At 69.8% G+C, this 16,261-nt stretch carries 18 protein-coding genes and 1 pseudogene; 10 read left to right on the top strand and 9 right to left on the bottom strand.

Going from position 1 to position 16,261, the window contains the following annotated elements; translation table 11 throughout:
* Together AC067Z_RS35445 and AC067Z_RS35440 are read left to right on the top strand one after the other, a co-directional pair.
* The coding region (locus tag AC067Z_RS35445) for an ABC transporter permease (RefSeq protein ID WP_478793755.1) at window positions 1–741 on the top strand (741 nt) is incomplete at its 5' end.
* A gap of 5 nt (window positions 742–746) precedes the next feature.
* A complete protein-coding gene (locus AC067Z_RS35440; RefSeq protein ID WP_478793754.1) occupies window positions 747–944 on the top strand; it encodes a hypothetical protein in 198 nt (65 codons plus the stop codon).
* A 211-nt stretch (window positions 945–1,155) separates the two neighbouring features.
* On the opposite strand, the gene AC067Z_RS35435 is transcribed toward AC067Z_RS35440, so the two are convergent.
* Both AC067Z_RS35435 and AC067Z_RS35430 read right to left on the bottom strand, forming a co-directional pair.
* The gene (locus AC067Z_RS35435) at window positions 1,156–1,407 is read right to left on the bottom strand and encodes a DUF397 domain-containing protein (RefSeq protein ID WP_478793753.1); all 252 of its coding nucleotides are present in this window, start codon (window positions 1,405–1,407) and stop codon (window positions 1,156–1,158) included.
* A complete protein-coding gene (locus AC067Z_RS35430; RefSeq protein WP_478793752.1) occupies window positions 1,404–2,258 on the bottom strand; it encodes a helix-turn-helix domain-containing protein in 855 nt (284 codons plus the stop codon). Before AC067Z_RS35430 ends, AC067Z_RS35435 begins: the two co-directional genes overlap by 4 nt.
* A 158-nt stretch (window positions 2,259–2,416) precedes the next feature.
* On the opposite strand from AC067Z_RS35430, the gene AC067Z_RS35425 reads away from it, so the two are divergent.
* Entirely contained in the window at window positions 2,417–2,866 is a 450-nt protein-coding gene (locus AC067Z_RS35425; protein ID WP_478793751.1) for an ATP-binding protein, read from the top strand.
* Window positions 2,867–2,874: 8 nt separating this feature from the next.
* Here the strand turns inward: AC067Z_RS35425 and AC067Z_RS35420 are convergent, their stop codons facing one another.
* From AC067Z_RS35420 to AC067Z_RS35410, 3 genes are read right to left on the bottom strand one after another with little or no spacing between them, the layout of a single operon-like run.
* Complete coding sequence (locus tag AC067Z_RS35420; protein WP_478793750.1) at window positions 2,875–3,141, bottom strand: DUF4235 domain-containing protein; 267 nt, start codon at window positions 3,139–3,141, stop codon at window positions 2,875–2,877.
* Entirely contained in the window at window positions 3,138–3,674 is a 537-nt protein-coding gene (locus AC067Z_RS35415; protein WP_478793749.1) for a DUF3618 domain-containing protein, read from the bottom strand. The genes AC067Z_RS35420 and AC067Z_RS35415 overlap by 4 nt, the downstream gene beginning before the upstream one ends.
* Complete coding sequence (locus AC067Z_RS35410; RefSeq protein WP_478793748.1) at window positions 3,671–4,042, bottom strand: phage holin family protein; 372 nt, start codon at window positions 4,040–4,042, stop codon at window positions 3,671–3,673. The genes AC067Z_RS35415 and AC067Z_RS35410 overlap by 4 nt, the downstream gene beginning before the upstream one ends.
* A gap of 403 nt (window positions 4,043–4,445) precedes the next feature.
* Between AC067Z_RS35410 and AC067Z_RS35405 the strand changes: the two genes are divergently transcribed.
* Together AC067Z_RS35405 and AC067Z_RS35400 are read left to right on the top strand one after the other, a co-directional pair.
* Window positions 4,446–5,012: a hypothetical protein gene (locus tag AC067Z_RS35405; protein WP_478793747.1), complete on the top strand. Its 567-nt coding sequence runs from the start codon at window positions 4,446–4,448 to the stop codon at window positions 5,010–5,012.
* A 15-nt stretch (window positions 5,013–5,027) separates the two neighbouring features.
* On the top strand, window positions 5,028–5,594 hold the full coding sequence (locus tag AC067Z_RS35400; protein ID WP_478793746.1) for a hypothetical protein: 567 nt from the start codon (window positions 5,028–5,030) through the stop codon (window positions 5,592–5,594).
* Between the two features lie 66 nt (window positions 5,595–5,660).
* On the opposite strand, the gene AC067Z_RS35395 is transcribed toward AC067Z_RS35400, so the two are convergent.
* Window positions 5,661–7,238 (bottom strand): substrate-binding domain-containing protein, encoded by a 1,578-nt coding sequence (locus AC067Z_RS35395; RefSeq protein ID WP_478793745.1) that lies wholly within the window; start codon window positions 7,236–7,238, stop codon window positions 5,661–5,663.
* A 310-nt stretch (window positions 7,239–7,548) separates the two neighbouring features.
* On the opposite strand from AC067Z_RS35395, the gene AC067Z_RS35390 reads away from it, so the two are divergent.
* Complete coding sequence (locus tag AC067Z_RS35390; protein WP_478793744.1) at window positions 7,549–8,508, top strand: hypothetical protein; 960 nt, start codon at window positions 7,549–7,551, stop codon at window positions 8,506–8,508.
* Window positions 8,509–8,543: 35 nt separating this feature from the next.
* On the opposite strand, the gene AC067Z_RS35385 is transcribed toward AC067Z_RS35390, so the two are convergent.
* Complete coding sequence (locus AC067Z_RS35385; protein WP_478793743.1) at window positions 8,544–10,361, bottom strand: vWA domain-containing protein; 1,818 nt, start codon at window positions 10,359–10,361, stop codon at window positions 8,544–8,546.
* Window positions 10,362–10,398: 37 nt separating this feature from the next.
* A complete protein-coding gene (locus AC067Z_RS35380; RefSeq protein WP_478793742.1) occupies window positions 10,399–11,460 on the bottom strand; it encodes an ATP-binding protein in 1,062 nt (353 codons plus the stop codon).
* Between the two features lie 152 nt (window positions 11,461–11,612).
* On the opposite strand from AC067Z_RS35380, the gene AC067Z_RS35375 reads away from it, so the two are divergent.
* From AC067Z_RS35375 to AC067Z_RS35365, 3 genes are all read left to right on the top strand, one after another.
* A complete protein-coding gene (locus tag AC067Z_RS35375; protein WP_478793741.1) occupies window positions 11,613–12,086 on the top strand; it encodes a hypothetical protein in 474 nt (157 codons plus the stop codon).
* A 152-nt stretch (window positions 12,087–12,238) separates the two neighbouring features.
* On the top strand, window positions 12,239–13,408 hold the full coding sequence (locus AC067Z_RS35370) for a lactonase family protein (RefSeq protein WP_478793740.1): 1,170 nt from the start codon (window positions 12,239–12,241) through the stop codon (window positions 13,406–13,408).
* A 319-nt stretch (window positions 13,409–13,727) separates the two neighbouring features.
* A complete protein-coding gene (locus AC067Z_RS35365) occupies window positions 13,728–14,564 on the top strand; it encodes an AfsR/SARP family transcriptional regulator (protein WP_478793739.1) in 837 nt (278 codons plus the stop codon).
* A gap of 110 nt (window positions 14,565–14,674) precedes the next feature.
* On the opposite strand, the gene AC067Z_RS35360 is transcribed toward AC067Z_RS35365, so the two are convergent.
* On the bottom strand, window positions 14,675–14,971 hold the full coding sequence (locus AC067Z_RS35360; protein WP_478793738.1) for a hypothetical protein: 297 nt from the start codon (window positions 14,969–14,971) through the stop codon (window positions 14,675–14,677).
* Window positions 14,972–15,644: 673 nt separating this feature from the next.
* Here AC067Z_RS35360 and AC067Z_RS35355 point away from each other — a divergent pair.
* A pseudogene (locus AC067Z_RS35355) lies at window positions 15,645–16,261 on the top strand (hypothetical protein); the annotation flags it as partial.

The following is a 16,261-nucleotide window of genomic DNA, read 5'->3' as shown; positions in this document are numbered from 1 at the left end:
AACCTCCTGCACGCGCGGCGCTACCCGTCCCTCACCCTGAACCTGCTGCTCACGCCGGTCATGCTGCTGTTGCTCTTCGTCTACATCTTCGGCGATGTGATGAGCGCGGGCATCGGCGGTGGCGGCGCCGATCGCTCCGAGTACATCGCCTACGTCGTGCCCGGCATCGTGCTGATGACCATCGGCGGCACCGTGGTCGGGACCGCGGTGTCCGTCTCCAACGACATGACCGAGGGCATCATCGCCCGCTTCCGCACGATGGCGATCCACCGCGGGTCCGTGCTCATCGGGCACGTCGTCGGCAGCGTCCTGCAGTCGGTCGTGAGCGTGGTCCTCGTGGGCGCCGTCGCCGTGGCCATCGGCTTCCGCTCCACCGACGCCACGGCCCTGGAGTGGCTGGCGGCGTTCGGGCTGCTCGCCCTCGTCGCCCTGGCGCTCACCTGGATCGCTGTCGGGATGGGCATGGGCAGCCCGAACGCCGAGGCGGCCAGCAACAATGCGCTGCCGCTGATCGTCCTGCCGCTCATCTCGAGCGCCTTCGTCCCGATCGACGCGATGCCGGGCTGGTTCCAGCCGATCGCCGAGTACCAGCCGTTCACCCCCGCCATCGAAACCCTCCGCGGCCTCCTCCTCGGCAGCGAGATCGGCCACAACGGGTGGCTCGCGATCGCGTGGTGCCTGGCTCTCTCCGTACTCGGCTACTACTGGTCGAAGGCGGTTTTCAACAGCGACCCGAAGTAGCCGACATGAGCGAGCGGACTGCCTCCCGCAACTCGTCCCCCAGGGCGGCGTACTCCGACACCGCGTCGGCTGACACCGCCCTGGCCCCGGGCCGCCTGCACCCCGCGCCGGCCCCCGAGCACCGGGCCGCCGCCCGGTTGGCCGTCGGCCTCTGCCCCGCCGGAGCCATCGCCCTCAACTCCCCGGATTCCACGGACTCGTAGCGACGTGGCACTTCCCGGACCGAGAACCCGCACCGCGCACCGGTGGCGGGCTCTCGCGTGTGCGGACCCGTCCGCCACGCCGCCCCGCCCCCGGGCTCAGCGCACAGCATCGCGTCGGTCAGCTCGAACAACGCGTCCGCCCTCCCGGTCATGGACGCGTACAACTCCGCACGGAAGGCTCACAGCAGCCCGAACGGCTCCTGCGTGACGTTCAGCGCCGGGTCTCGGCGGCGTAGGTGACGAAGCCCGTCCAGGAGGTGGGGGAGAGGGCGAGTCGGGGCCCGTCGGTGACCTTGGAGTCGCGGATGTGGACGGTGGTGGGGCAGGTGGCGACCTCGACGCAGTCGTCGCCGGAGCCGCTGCTGTAGCTGGACTTGTGCCAGGAGAGGGCGACTTCAACGCAGTCGTCGCCGGAGCTGCCGCTGTAGCTGCTCTTGAACCAGGCCAGTTCTGGGGTGCTCATACCGCTCCTCGCATCTGCCGCAACAGGCTCAGGGAGTCCTCCAGGGTAAGAGCCTGTGACCGCATCCTGGCATACCGCATCTGGAGCATGCTGACCACTTTCGGCTCGGAGATGAACTGGCCGCTCTCCTGCCCCTCGCAGTAGCCCAACCAGCGGTTGTCCGGGGTCTCCAGCAGCCGCATCGGACCGTCCATCCCCGCGTGACTCTCCCGCACCACCGGCATGATCTGGAGCTCGATGTTGCGCTGTTCGGCGAGGCCCAGGACGTGGTCGATGAGGTCGAGAGTGACCTCGGCGCCTCCCATCCGGCGAAGGAACAAATGCTCCTCCAGGATGAAGCTGTACGCCGTGTTCGGCCGCTCCCGCAGCAGCCGCTGCCGTTCCGATCGCGCGCTGAGCCGGGTGTCGATCTGCTCGTCGCCCAGCGGCGGCAAGCGATCGGAGAAGAGCGTCCGCGCATACGCCTCCGTCTGCAACAGTCCCGGAATCAGACGGCATTCGTACGTGTAGAGACTCACCGCCTCCGCCTCCAGCCCCGCCCACTGCCGGAACCAGGTCGCCAGCCCCGGCCTGCGCGACAGATGCTTCGCCGCGCCCCGCAGCGTGCCGAACGCGTCGAGCACCTCTTCCGCCCGGTCCACGAAGTCCGCCGGGGGGAACCTCCGGCCCTGTTCGATCGAGGCGACCGTAGGCAGTGAGTACCGCACCCTCGGCGCGAACTCCTCCTGCGTCAGCCGGGCCCGTTTGCGGAAGGCCTTGACCACCTCACCGAACGCCTTCAGGCTGTCCGAGACCTGCGGCTCCCCGCCCGAACCGCCCGAACCACCTGAACCGCCCGCCGTCTCCGTCATCTACGGCCACCTCCCGCGCACCTGTGCTGAGCAACCCCCACAACTCACCCATGGTCACGGTCGGTTACCCGTACCGTCCACCCTGCGTACCCGTACGCTGACTCAGCGTACGAGTCCCTGATCTGGGAGAACGCGGCTCCGCCCACCACGGTGGGCGTATGCATTCCCCCATTACGCCCCAACAGCAGGGCACTGTGCGTGTGTTCACGCAGCGGTTCAGTTCCACACCGCTCGGCGCCCGCCTCGCGCGTCGGCTCGCCATCCACCAGCTCCACGCCTGGGACATCCCGCACGGATCCGATGCCTCCGACGCCACCGCCGTCCTCGTCGCCGAGCTGGCAGCCAACGCCGCGACCCACGGGCGTGTGCCGGGCCGGGACTTCGAGTTGCGGCTCACCCGCACGCCCTCGACCCTGCGCATCGAGGTCTCGGACACCCGCGGCGAACGCCGCCCGCCGCTGAGCACCACCAGCCCGCCGGACCTCGCCGACAGCGGGCGCGGGCTGCTGCTCGTCGAGGCGCTGGCCGATCGGTGGACGGTGCTCGATCGTGTACCCGTGGGCAAGACCGTCCGCGCGGAGCTGGACCTGGCGGCGGCAGGGCGGTGAGCGAAGGACTATCCGGGCAAGGAGGCTGCGTGCCGGTGGACGACCGTGGCCCCGCCGCGGTCGACGGCGGCCTTGACCGCGGAGAAGACCGCGCCCTGGAGAGTGGCGGCGAACAGGACTTCCCGCCAGGTGCGGTCCAGGTCGGTGGCGTCGGGGGCGTCCTCGTCGTGGCCGAGCCTCTTCCAGATCTGCTTGAACACGGCGACGGCGAGGACACCGCTCACAGCTCCCAAGGCCATGCCTACGGGCTTGTAGGTGGACATCGTGGCCTTCACCGATTCCCCCGCTTCCTGTAGAGCACCGCGGCGAGGACGATTGCGGCCAGGCCCGTCAGGAGCAGAGCGCGGTGGTCATTGGCCGCACTGGCCGCTCCGGATGCCTTCTCACGTACGGGTTCGGGTGTCCTGTCGCGTGCTGCCTGCAGCGTGTGAGCTGTCGTGCCGTGGACCTGCTGTTTGGCCTGGGCGGCCTTCTGCTGCGCCTGGGCCCTGACCTCGGCTGTCTTGTGCTGGGCCTGGGCTTTGACCTCGGCTGTCTTGTGCTGCGCCTGGGCCTTGACCTCGGCTGTCTTGTGCTGCGCCTGGGCTTTGACCTCGGCTGTCTTGTGCTGGACCTGGGCCTTGACCTCGGCTGACTTGTGCTGCGCCTGGGCCTTGACCTCGGCGGCCTTCCGCTGCGCCTGGGCCTTGACGTCCGCTTTCGCGGCGAGCGCCTCGACGGTCTGCCCGAGCTCCTCGCGGGTGGCCTGGGCCTGCATGCGCAGCTCGTCGGATGTGGGGTCCTGCCCGCTGGGGGCGTTGTCGGTCATCGGTGCGCACTCTCCTTGATCTGGGCCATGTCGGCCTTGATGTTGTCGACGGCGTGCTGGGGAGCGGCCGGCGTGGCCTTCCCGACTTCCTTCTTGCCCATGGCCGCGAGCACGCCGGCGACGACGAACAGCGCGGCTGCGATCACCAGGGCGGCCAGCCACAGCGGCCAGACGAGGTCGAGGGCGATGATGGCGGTGGCTACGAGAGCCTGCAGCGCCAGAACGGCAACGAGTCCGGCGCCGCCGAAAAGGCCGCCGCCCAAACCCGCCCGCTTCCCCTTCTCCTTCATCTCCGCCTGGGCCAGCCGGAGTTCTTGGCGTAGTAGTTGGGTGAGCTGGTCGGATGCCTGTTTGACCAGCTCACCCACTGAATCGTCCTTGTGCGGGGCCAGAGGGCTCGGTGACCTGTCCATGATCTGTGGCCTCTCTCCGGTCGCGTGCCGGTCGGTCCGCCGGAAGGGATCCGGCGTCTGCGTACCTGCTCTTCGCGGGCGGTCGCCCGGGGCGGGTTTGCGAATGCTCCGGTGAACGGCCACCTGCGTGCTCCACGCCAGCCGCGTACCCGGAGGCGCTCAGGCCATGCGAAGCGGGCACGGTCCACCGTCCCGTCCCGTGCCGGGAGGGGGCGAGTCCCATGCGCGCAACCCGGCTCCTGAGCTGCGGCGCGAAGTGTCTGATTTACACCATAATTTCACGATCACGCATATTGCGCCCTAATCGTGGAACCTTCGTTGTGATGCGGCCGTCGGCTGCCCATGAGCGGAGAGTGCCATGGATACGACGTGGATGATCGTCACCATCGTGGTTGCCGTGATCGTCGTCGCGCTGCTGGTCCTGACCGTGCAGCGGATGACGCGTCGTCGGCGCCTGCAAGAGCGTTTCGGCCCGGAGTACGAGCGCGCGGTCGAGGAAGGGGCGAGCCGTCGCCAGGCCGAGAGCGATCTCGCCGCACGGGAGGAGCGCCATGAGGATCTGCAGATCCGGGCGCTGCCGTCGACGGTCCGTGACCGTTACGCGCGGGACTGGAACGGGGTGCAGGAGCGCTTCGTGGACAATCCCGACCGCGCGGTGGACGAGGCGGACCGGCTGGTGACCTCGCTGATGAGCGAACGCGGATACCCGACGGAAGGGTACGAGCAGCAGACGCGCGATTTGTCGGTGGAACACTCCCGCACGTTGGAGCACTACCGCAGCGCCCATGAGGTGAAGAGTCGCGCCGGCGGAAGGAACACCTCCACGGAAGAGCTACGGAGCGCGATGGTCCACTACCGGGCGCTGTTCGAGGAGTTGTTGAAGGACGGCACCGACCCGTCCGGCGACGGCCCCCGACAGGCGTAGGGCAAGGAGAGCGACATGCAGCGAGAAGGCGGATTCGGGCGGGAAGACACCGGGCGTTTCGCACCCGGTGAGGAAAAGCTGTCCACCGAGGACATAGCCCGGACGGACACGGAGCAGACGGAGTCGGCGCGGCCCTCGAAACCGGCGGCACCCATGGCATCCATGCCCTCCGCGGCCCCCGCGACGGAGAAGTCGACGCGGCCCCGGGACAAGGAGATGATGGAAGCACCGATGGATGAGCCCCCGGGCCCGGTCGCCGCGGACGAGCGGCCTCAGGCCGCGGACGAGGCTGCGCCACCCCGCCAGGACGAAGCCGTTCCGCTTCTCGACTCCGGTACGGCGGACGATCTGCGCTCCCGCTGGAGCGACATCCAGCAGGGTTTCGTAGATGACCCGCAGGCCGCCGTGCGATCGGCCGACGAACTGGTGGCAGAGGTCATGCAGCTGCTCGCCTCGACCTTCGCCGATCACAAGGGAGGTCTGGAGAGCCAGTGGCACCAGGGCAAGGAGGCCGCCACCGAGGACCTGCGGATCGCACTGCGGCAGTACCGGTCCTTCTTCGACCGGCTGCTGACCACCTGACCGGCACCCGCCCGCCCGCACGGACCCGACCACCCCACAGGGCGCGTCGGCCGGTGTTCGAAGGGCTCAGCTGGGCCGGCAGAGCAGCGGTTTCGCCAGTTCGGCGCAGGGGCGGTGGCCCTCGGCGCGGAGGATGTCCTTGCCGACCTCGTTCGCCAGGTAGCGAAGGAATCCCGCGGCGATCGAATCGGCGGGCGGCTCCCCGTAGGTGTACGCGAACTCGGTCTGCCAGTACGGGTACGCGCCGTCCTCGGCACCCTCCAGGGTTGCCGCATAGCCGTCGATCCTGACCTGCTGGAGGTCGTCGCGCGTGGCTGTGGCGCCGACCTCGCTGTGACCGAGGGCGCCGGGTGTCGACGACACGGTGTCGAGGAGGGTGCCGGTGTCGCCGACCTCGCAGCGGCCCGGCTTGTCGTCCAGCGCGGCGCAGTCGCCCTGGGTGACCTCCATCAGCTCCTTGCCCGCGAGGACCTGCTGGACGAGCGTGGACCGGGTGCCGGAGCCGGGGTTGCGGCTGACGAGCTGGACGGGGACGTTGTTGCCGCCCACCTGCCGCCAGTTGGTGATCTTGCCGGTGTAGACCTCCCTGACCTGCTTCAGGGAAAGGTCCTGGACGCCCGCGTCCTTGTTGACGACCAGGGTGAACAGCGACAACGCGACCGGTCTCGGCAGCAGTTGGGGGCGGCGGACGCTCTTTGCCCCGTCGGTGAACGCCAGCCGGTCGGGCAGACCGACGCCTTCCTTGGAGTTCTTCGCCTTCCTGCCCGCCGCGGCGAGGGAGTCGAGGCCCGCGACGCTGCCCTTGAACGAGGTGTCCGAAAGGGGGATCCGCGCGTCCGGGCAGGTCTTCTCGTACTGCTTCGCGGCCTCACGGACGACCGGGGCGAACGCGGTGGAACCGGAGAGGGTGAGCGTCCCCTCGGCGCAGTCGAGCGGGGCGGCCCGGACCTCGCTCCGGGTGAACGTGGTCACCGACTGGGCCGCGGCCACGAGCACCAGCATGGCGATGAACACCATGACGGGCCTCGACGCGAGGACATGGCTCGCGGTCTTCTTGGCCGACCCGCCGTGCACACCGCCCTTGATCCCGGCGACGACCGACGGATCGGGGAACGCCCGCTCGGTGAACCCCGGTTCGCGCTCCAGGACCGCCAGTACCTTGTAGTGGGTGCCGCGGTTGAGCGCCACCTTCGGGAGCGTGATGCGGCCGTCTATCACGCCCAGGCCGGGGGCCGCGACGGCGGGGGCACCTTCGCGAGGGGTGCCGACGAAGGAGAGCCGCAGGTAGTCGTGGCTCATCTCGGTCACGACCATGCCGACGACGCGCCGGCCCGGGAACCGGACCTCCACGCCGATGTCCGCGGAGCCCTGGGAGACGTAGTCGTCCGAGTCGATCAGGGTCCAGCCGCTGTTCTCGATGCGCAGGAGCACGAACGACGGATCCCGCAGCGAGGCATGGTCCCGCTGCATCTGCCGCAGGACTCCGGCGTGCGGGGCCTCGGCCGCGTCCGGGGCGGTGGTGTCCATCTGGATGCGGTAGCCGAGCCGCTTGCGGCCGACGAGCGCGAACTCCCAGGCGGCGGCGGCCACGGGGATGGCCAGACCGAGGGCGGCGATCGCCGACTCCCAGGGAATACCGTTCACCGCCGAACTCCTGACGCTCCGGATGCAGTTGTGCGCCAAAGTTACGAGCGCGCAGGCGCATTCGCGACGGGTGCCGAGAGTCTTCGGTCCGCGTTCACCGGGCCGTCGGCTGCGATGCCCGGTGTTCACCTTGCGTTGGCCGTGCCGGCCGGGCGGCCTCTCGGGGGCAACCGTCGGGCCGACCGGGGCTCTGCACTGCAGCCACGATTTGGCAGTGCTGCTGTCAACCTGACCGGGCATCAATACCCATTCGGGTCTGAATATGCCAACTGCATATTCTGTCGTCCCGGCGGGTCCTACCGTCCCGACCATGGTCACTTCCGCGCACGAGGCGTCTCACCGGATCTTCCAGGACCGGCCGGAATTACTGGCGCCTGTCTTCCGTATCCTCGGCGTCCCGCTGCCCACTCCCGCGAGGGTGGACGTACTGACACCCGACACCACCGAGATTCGGCCGTTGGAGCGCAGAGTGGACAGTGTCCTGCGCATCCAGTCGACGGCCGACGCTGCGGGCGGGTTTCTGCTCGCGATCGAGGCCCAGGGGCGACAGGACAAGGCGAAGCCGACAAGCTGGGCGTACTACTTGGCGCACCTGAGCGCGAAGTACGACTGCCCGGTGCTACTCCTGGTCACGTGCCAGGATCAACGCACTGCGCGCTGGGCGGCGGGGCCGTTCCACCTGGGACCCGACGGCTGGCGGGCAGCCCTCGCGGTGCATCCGCTCGTTCTGGGGCCTGAGAACATTCCGGTGATCAAGGACGCCGAGGATGCTGCGAGGGACCTCGCACTTGCCACGTTCTCCGCGATGACGCATGCCGGCGATCCGAACGTCGCTGCCATACTGGAGGCGCTGGCCTCCGCGATCGGATCCGCCGACAACGCATCCGCCGAGTACTTCACCGAGCTGCTGGAGATCGGCCTGGGCGGCCGCCCGGCCCGAACCATCTGGAGGACGTTGATGACCAGGGGCACATTCTTCCCGGGCCGGGGCACGATCATCGAGGAGACGTTCCTCAAGGGGGTGGCCGAAGGCCGCGAAGAAGGCCGCGAGGAGGGCCTTGAGGAGGGCCGCACGGCGGAGCGGGCGCTCCTGATCCTCCGCCTGCTGGAGAAGCGCGGGATTCCCACTCTGGCGAGTGACCGTGAGCGGATCGCCAGGTGCACGGATGCCGACGTCCTTGACCGTTGGCTGGACCGGGCCATCACCGCCAGCGCTGCAGAGGACGTCTTCGAGGCGATTGCGCCGCCCTACAACCCGGATGCGTCCTGACCGGACCGGCGGCCCTTGTCCGGCGGTGTCCGGGCTCAGGTCAGCCGGAACACCGGTCCGCGCGGCGTGAACGGCAGGCTCGCGCCCTGCGGGATCAGGAACGCATGCTCGCGCCGGACGCGCAACGGGTCGCACCAGCCGTCGGTGATCACGAGCACCGGGGCGGTGGCCGGGAAGTCGACGGCCCGGTGCAGCAGGTCGATCCCCGGTTGCAGCACGGTCCCCCCGCGGCCGCGCACCCGCACGCGGCCGGCGATCTCGGTGGGCGGCAGATACCCGGCGTCGTAGGGGGCCGCGTCGCAGAACACGACGCGGGCCGCCGGTACGTCGCGGGCTTCGGCGTACGAGGCGATGGCGCCGAGAGCCTTGCCCAGCAGGGTGACGTTCATCGAGCCCGAGGTGTCGAGGACGACGCCGAAGGTGCAGCGCGGCGTCTCCTCGGTGGGGAAGTAGCGGCCGGCGCGTGGAATGTCCGGGGTGGACGCCTGCCGCCTGGCAGGGCGGGCGAAGGACCGTACGGGCTCCGGCCGCGGCACGTACTCGTCGAACCAGCGGGCCAGTTGCGCGTCCCACGGCACCGGGGGATGGGCGAGGGAGCGGATCTCCTGGATCAGCCCGGCGGGCAGCAGACCACGCCCGCCGTGCTGGTGAAGATCGAAGCCCTGGACCAGGCCGCGGCGGTAGAAATCGTCCAGATCGGCGTACGGGCGGGCGTCCGCGTGCGGCAGCGCCTCGCCGAGGATGTCGCCGGTGCCCTTGCCGCGCAGGGTCGCGAACCGACGGCGGCGGCGCAGGTCCGTGGCGATGCGGTCGTACACCTCTTCCACCGACAGGTCCTTGAGGTCCGGGTCGTACAGCAGGCCTTCGGGCATCTCGCCGACGCGCATCTCCACGAGCCAGCCGTTCACGACGAAGTCGGCGGCGACGTTGAACAGCAACGAGTCGCGGGCGCCGCAGCGTTCACCGTGGCGCAGGGCGGCGTGCAGCATCTCGTGGGCGAGGATGAACCGCCATTCCTCGTCGGTGAAGGTGCGCAGCGGGTTGATGTAGATCTCCCCGGCGGCCGAGCTGACGGCGGCGACGGAGATGTCCTGGGCGCGGGCGAGTTCGGCGTCGGCGACGACGGTGAGACCCGCCGCGAGGCCACCGAGCAGCGGGTACGAGGAGACGAACCAGTTCAGCGCCCGGTCCCAGGGCCGCTGCGCGAGGCGCTCGCCGGTGGTCCGGTCACGGCGGCCGCCCGCGACGTCCATGGCGGCGGACACGCTGCGGGTGAGCGCGTGCGCGAAGGACGTCTCCCAGTCGGGCACAGCGGTGCTCCACTCCCGCCAGGTCACCAGGACCTGGTCGGGGTGTTCGCCGGCGGTGCCGCAGTGCTCGTAGGCGGCGGGGAGGCCGTCGCGGCGCCAGCGGGCGGCGAGCTGCTCCTCGTCGCCTCCCGGATACGTCCCGGGGAGCCGGTCCGGGGCCCTGCCAACCGGGAACGTGAGCAGGAAGCGGTTGACGACGGTGCAGCGGGCCGCGAGGTCGAACCGGTCGGGCTGCTCGCGCGGGTGGTCCTTGGCGGCAGGTACGTGCCCGAAGCCGAGGTGCAGCAGGCAGTGGGCCAGCGTCCAGGCCCACTCGGACGGCTCCACACGTTTGGTGGGGTGGACGTGGACGGTGCCGTCGGAGTCGACGGCGGCGAGTCCGCCGGCGGGTGTACGGGGGCACTTGGCCTGGCGGCAGAAGTGCGCGCCGACCGCGGCGAACGCAGGGTTGCGCTTGACGAGGGCGAGCCCGGCCGCGAAGGCCTCGGCGGCGGGGTCGGGCTTCTTTTGTTTCGACTTCCTGTTCCGGGACGCCGAGCTCACCGCATGCCCTCCGAAGCACTCGCGTACGGTGCGGTGTTCATCGCCGCGCCTCCACCAGCCGGGGCATGTCGCGGGCGGCTTCGACGAGGAACCAGGCGGGCAGCACGGGCAGGCCGTCGGCGTCGTCCGCGATGACGGTCTGCGCGACCTCGACGGAGATCTCGGCGAGCTGGACGAGCAGCGACTTGGCACGGTAGGCGGTCTGCCGCATGGACGGCGAGACATGCTCCTTCTGGCGCGGCAGCTCCTTCACCAGCCGTCCGCGGAAGGCTTCCGCGAGGTAGTAGAGCAGGTCGCGGTCCTCGAGCCGGGTGGGCCAGGAGGCGTCGCCCTTGAGGATCGCCTCGATCCCGAAGGTGTGGCGCACGATCTTGGCGTAGCCGCAGAAGGACACGGCGTGCGCGGGGGTGAGGGTGCCGTGCACGACCACGCGGAGGGTGTTCTCGTCGATGCCGGGTCCGAAGGAGTGGAGGGCGTCGGACAGCATGTGCCAGGACCGGGGTGTGGAGAACGGCTCCTCGGTCTTGGGCGGCTGGGACCACAGGTGGTCGGGCCGGTCGGTGAGGTAGTCCGTCACCCAGGGATGGATGCCGTGCTCGCCCGCCCACACCAGCCAGTCCGCAGCCGATGCCTGCAGATGGACGTGTGTGAGCCGGTTGACGAGCGCGGACGCGATCGGCCGCGCGAGGGCGTTGTCCGTGGCGCGGTTGCCGGCGCCGATGACGATCGAGCCGGCGGGCAGCTCGTAGGAGCCGATGCGGCGGTCCAGGATCAGCGAGTAGAACGCCTTCTGGACGTCCGGGGAGGCGGCGTTGAGCTCGTCGAGGAACAGGCAGTACGGCTCGTCGCGCGCGATGGACTCGGGCGGGCAGAACACGGACCGTCCGTCCCGGATCTGCGGCACCCCGATCAGATCCTCGGGCGCGAGCTGTGTCCCGAGCAGGCTGACGCACTCCAGCCCGAGCGATTCGGCGAACCTCCGCACGAGCGAGGACTTCCCGATCCCGGGCGCCCCCCACAGGAACACGGGCCGCACGGTGGCGAGCCCCAGCAGCAACTCGGGTACCTGGGCGGGAGTGACGGTGACAGCAGCCTGCACGCGGTGGGTGTTCCTTCGGTGAACTCGCAAGACGATCGGACCCGTTCAGTGTGAGCGGGCCCGCGAGCCGGCGCAGCCGAATTTCCGCCCGCGGGCCGGGCGCGGTGCTGGGTCCGGACGCGTTGTCGCACCCCTCTGCCAGGATCGAGGACATGGACTACCTGCCGTATCCGCCGGTCGAGGCGGACCGGATCGATCCGTTCGACAGTGCACGGACCGATCCGCAGTACGTGATCTTCGGCGGCCACAAGGCCACGTACGCGTTCGCCGATCGCGAGAAGGTCTACGACGGGCATCTGTCGACCTGGATCCCGATGGGCTACAAGATCCTTCGGTACGCGCAGAAGGTGGCCGTCCTCCGGCACGGCGACGTCGTCCGACAGTGGCCGGTGCTGCACCGCAATCCGCGGGTGGACCCGGTGGACCCGCCGCCCGGCACGACGCTGATGCTGGACAACTGGCTGCGCAGCGTCTGCGGCTACCTGATCATGACGGCACCGTGGTCGCCGACGCGGCCGGAGGACGCGTACGACGGCGAGGCCGTGAAGGAAGAGGCGGCCTGCGCCTCGCGCGCGGAGGGCCGGGCGGTCGTCTGGTACGTGTACGACGCCGAGAACTGGCACTGAGCCGGCGGCGGCGCGGGCGTCCCCGCGCCGAGCCGGCGTGCGGTCCGGTGCCTCAGCCGGGCCAGTGCATCCGGGCCGAGCAGCCGGACAGGCGGGATCACGTCCGCCGACAGGCCCTTGCCGCCCACCCGTACGTGGTTAGGCTGCGACCCATGGGCATGAACAACGCTGCACACATGGGCCGGCGTCGTTTCCTCGGCGGTCTCTCGGCTGCCGCAGCGGCCGCCGTGCTTCCCGCATGCCGCGCCGCGGCCACCCCCGAGGCCCCCGTCGCCCGGTCGCCCCGCGGGCCGCGCCCCCTGTATCTCGGGACGTACACCTCCGCCGAGGGCGGCGGCACCGGGATCGGCGTGGCCACCTACGACACGTCGGGACGGATCACCGGGACCGGTGTCATCGAGGGCGTGGCCGACCCCTCGTACCTCGCCGTGCACCCCTCCGGACACACGCTGTACGCCGTCAACGAGCGTGACGACGGTGGTGTGACCGCCGTCCGCCTTGCCGAGGACGGCAAGCACGAGGTGCTCGGCAGCAGTTCCACAGGCGGGGCCGCGCCCTGCCATCTGTCCGTGCACCCGACCGGTCGCTGGCTGCTCAGCGCCAACTACGGTTCCGGCAGCGTCGCCGTCCACCCCATCGACGGCACCGGTGCGCTCGGGGAGCGCACCGACCTCGTCACGCACACGAGTCCGCCGCCCGGGCCGGGGCAGCAGGGCCCGCACGCCCACCAGATCGTCACGAGTCCCGACGGCGGCCATGTCCTCGCCGTGGATCTCGGCAACGACACCGTGTACACCTATCGCCTCGACACCCGCGCCGGAAGGCTCACGGAGGTCTCGCGCGCGACGCTGCGGGCCGGCGCCGGGCCCCGGCACCTCGCGTTCCATCCGTCGGGCCGGTACGCGTATCTCGCCAACGAACTCGACAACACCGTCGTCGCCTGCGCGTACGACGCGAAGAGCGGCACGTTGCGGCCCGGCGAACCGCAGTCGACGGGCACCGAGCCCGGCACCAGCTATCCGGCACAGCTCGTGGTCACCCCGAACGGCGCCTACGCCTACCACGCCAACCGCGGCCACAACAGCCTGACCCGCTACGCCACCGAGGCCGGCGGCTCGCGCCTTCGGCTGCTGGACACGGTCCCGGTCGGCGGCGACTTCCCGCGCCAGATCTCGCTGTCGCCGTCCGGCGACCTGCTGTTCGCTGCGAACCAGCGCTCCAGCACGGTCACCGTGTTCCGCGTGAACGCGCGGACGGGCGAACTCCGGTCGGCGGGACCGGCGTTCGCCGCGCCCGTCGCGGTGTGCGCGCTTCCGCTGTAGCGCGGTTGTCCGGCGGTGTCCCGGCTAACGAGACCAGGTCACGAGGACTCTCGTCCGGAGCGGCGAGGGCGAGAGGGGTCCGTGACCGAGTACCTCGCGGGGTACGCCTGCCCGCAGCATTGCTCGTGTGTCCCGGCAAGCCGGATGGATCCCCGTCCGCTTAATCTGAAACTGTGATCTTCCGCCCGCTCGGCGTTCCGCCGCGGTGCGCCACCGACTGCACCCCTCGTGAACCGAAGGCGTCATGGAACCTGGCCGTTCGCACGAAGGACGTCCGCACGATCTCCGGGACCCCCGGGCTGAAGCCTTACCGGCGCGGGTGCGCCTCGAGCTGCTCGGCGGATTCTCCCTGCTGATCGGTGGCGAACCGGTGGCCGTGCCACCGGCCTCGGAGCGTCTTCTGGCTTTCGTGGCAACGTCCTGCCGCGGAGCTGTTCCCCGGGCTCTGGTCGCCGCGAGTCTCTGGCCCGACGCCCCTGAACGCTGTGCCTACGCGAATCTGCGCTCGGCACTGTCCCGGATGCGTGGCATCGGCCGTACCGCCCTGGATGTCACCCCTTCCAGCGTCTGTCTGGCGCAGGATGTGAGCGTGGATCTCCGGCGGTCCCGAGCGCTGGCAGCCCTTGTCCTCGCCCCTGGCAACTCGACCCACCATCGACGGTTCGGCATTGAGACCGTGACGGACCTGTCCGCAGACCTGCTCCCGGGCTGGTACGAGGACTGGACCGTGCAGGAGGCCGAGGCATGGCGGTACCTGCGGACCCACGCTCTCGGAACGCTGGCGGAGGACTTCATCGCGTCGCGACGGTTCGCCGAGGCAGTCATCGCCGCCCATGCGGCCGTGCGGGCCGATCCGCTCAGGGAGAGCAGCTGCGTGACACTGATCCGGGCTCACCTGGCGGAAGGCAACGCCGCACAGGCGCTACGTGAGTTCGACCGCTACGTGCGGCGCCTGCGCGCCGAGATGGGCCTGGAACCTCCGCCTCGGCTGTGCCGGCTCATGGCGGGGGTGCGCTCCTCGGATGTCCGGTCGGGTCCCCGAGATATGCCGGGACGTGCCGACCGCAGCCGACTGGGCGACGAGCGGCGGCCGACGGTCACGGGCAACACGGGCAACACGGGCCACGGAGGCGGTGTCCCTCCCCGAGCGGTGTGAGACGTCCATGGCGGTCAGCCGTTGGTACACCGGACCGGTTGTCGCGCGGTCAGGCACACGTGAGTGTGCGGGCGCCGGGGCTTGCGTGCAGGGCCACACGGTGGTTCCTGTCAGCGCGCGTTGAGGTGGACGAGGGGGGACCAGGCGGTGCAGAAGGGGGGCTCCGGGCTCCGCCCCGCATCCCAGGGGAGCAGCCGGGACAAGGTCGCCCCACCGCATGCCTCGACGGTGAAGTTCCAGTCGCCCTGGAGGGCATGGAACGTCGCCACCCGGGCGGCGCCTGTGGTGAGCCGCACTTCATGCCAGTCGAAGTCGTTCGGTGTGCTGTACCTCAGGATGTACTCGTTGTAGCCGGTCATGCCCCCGAATCCGCTGCGCGCTGCGTAACCGCCGTAGTAGACCTTCACGGTGTCGGCACACCGGTCGTAGCGCGCACCGAAGTAGGGACTGTCGCTCCACTTGAATCGTCGCGGTGAGCGTCCGGTTGGGGTCCCGCCGCCTCTGGGCGGAAAGCCGTCCGTGAAGCACGATGCCGTCGGAGCGGACGAGACGGAGTGCACCTGACCGGCGTCGGGCGCCATCAGTGGGGCAGCCAGCAGTGCTGCCGTGCAGGCTGCCGTAACCGGAAGGCGACCGTGAAGAAGTCTCCTGGGTCGCTCCGTTCCCCAGGGCAGGAATCGGTGGACACGGCCAGCGTCGCGCGGCCGGCGTGACGGCGGCGTGACAGCGGCGTGACGCGTCCGCGCACGAGCAGGGGCCCATTCGGGCCGATTCGCTGATGCCTCGTCGGGCATGTGCGCAACTCCCTCTTTCGATATCGGACCTAACTGAAATTGCAGTACGCCCAATCGGTGTCTGGGTGAAGGGTGTTGACGCAGTGGTGAGCTGGCCGGATGACGGGGAATTCTTTAAAGAGGAAACGTTTTTTCATCAACTGCTGTGAATTCAAATAAAATTGTTACTCCGTCAACTATCTGCTGTTGCGGCGAATCGGAGACGTATATAGCGTCGAAGTGCCCCAAAAAGGGATGAAAGACGTGCCCTGGGTCGACCCAGTGGCACAGAGAGAGGACGGACACCATGACGACTCCCAACGGCGGTCAGGCCACCGCTGCCCAGGCCCTCGGAAACGTGCTCGGGCAGGGAATGCCGTTTACCGCGCAGAGCGCGGGACAGGCCCCGCCCCAGACCAGTTCGCCCCAACCGCAGCAGATCGACCCGCAGTTCCTCCCCGTACTCGCCTTTCTGGCGCCGGTGATAGCCAGTGCCGCGGAGAGCATCATCAGCAGCCTGGGTGCGCAGCAGGGGCAGCCGCAGGGGCAGGGGGCGGCGCAGCCGCAAGGTGTGAGCCCGCAGTTCTTCCCGGGGTTCCCGGGTCTGGCGCTGCCGTTCGTGCCGAAGCCGGAGAACGTGATCAGTGGCATCGGCAAGATCTTCGGGCTGAGTGCGCCCGAGGGCCAGCCGCAGACGGCCGCCGCCGGCCAGTCGCAGCAGATCGACCCGCAGTTCTTCGAGCTCGTCAAGTTCCTGCCGGGCCTGGTGGAGATCGTCGGCGACGCTGTCAAGAACCTGAGCGCGCCCCAGGGGCAGCCGCAGGGCCTGGGGGCGGCGCAGCCGCAAGGTGTGAGCCCGCAGTTCTTCCCGGGGTTCCCGGGTCTGGCGCTGCCGTTCGTGCCGAAGCCGGAGAACGTGATCAG

The sequence above is a fragment of the Streptomyces sp. NPDC043812 genome (assembly GCF_056436245.1).
Note: the sequence above shows the minus strand (reverse complement) of the source record. Positions and strands in the feature narration are given on the sequence as shown.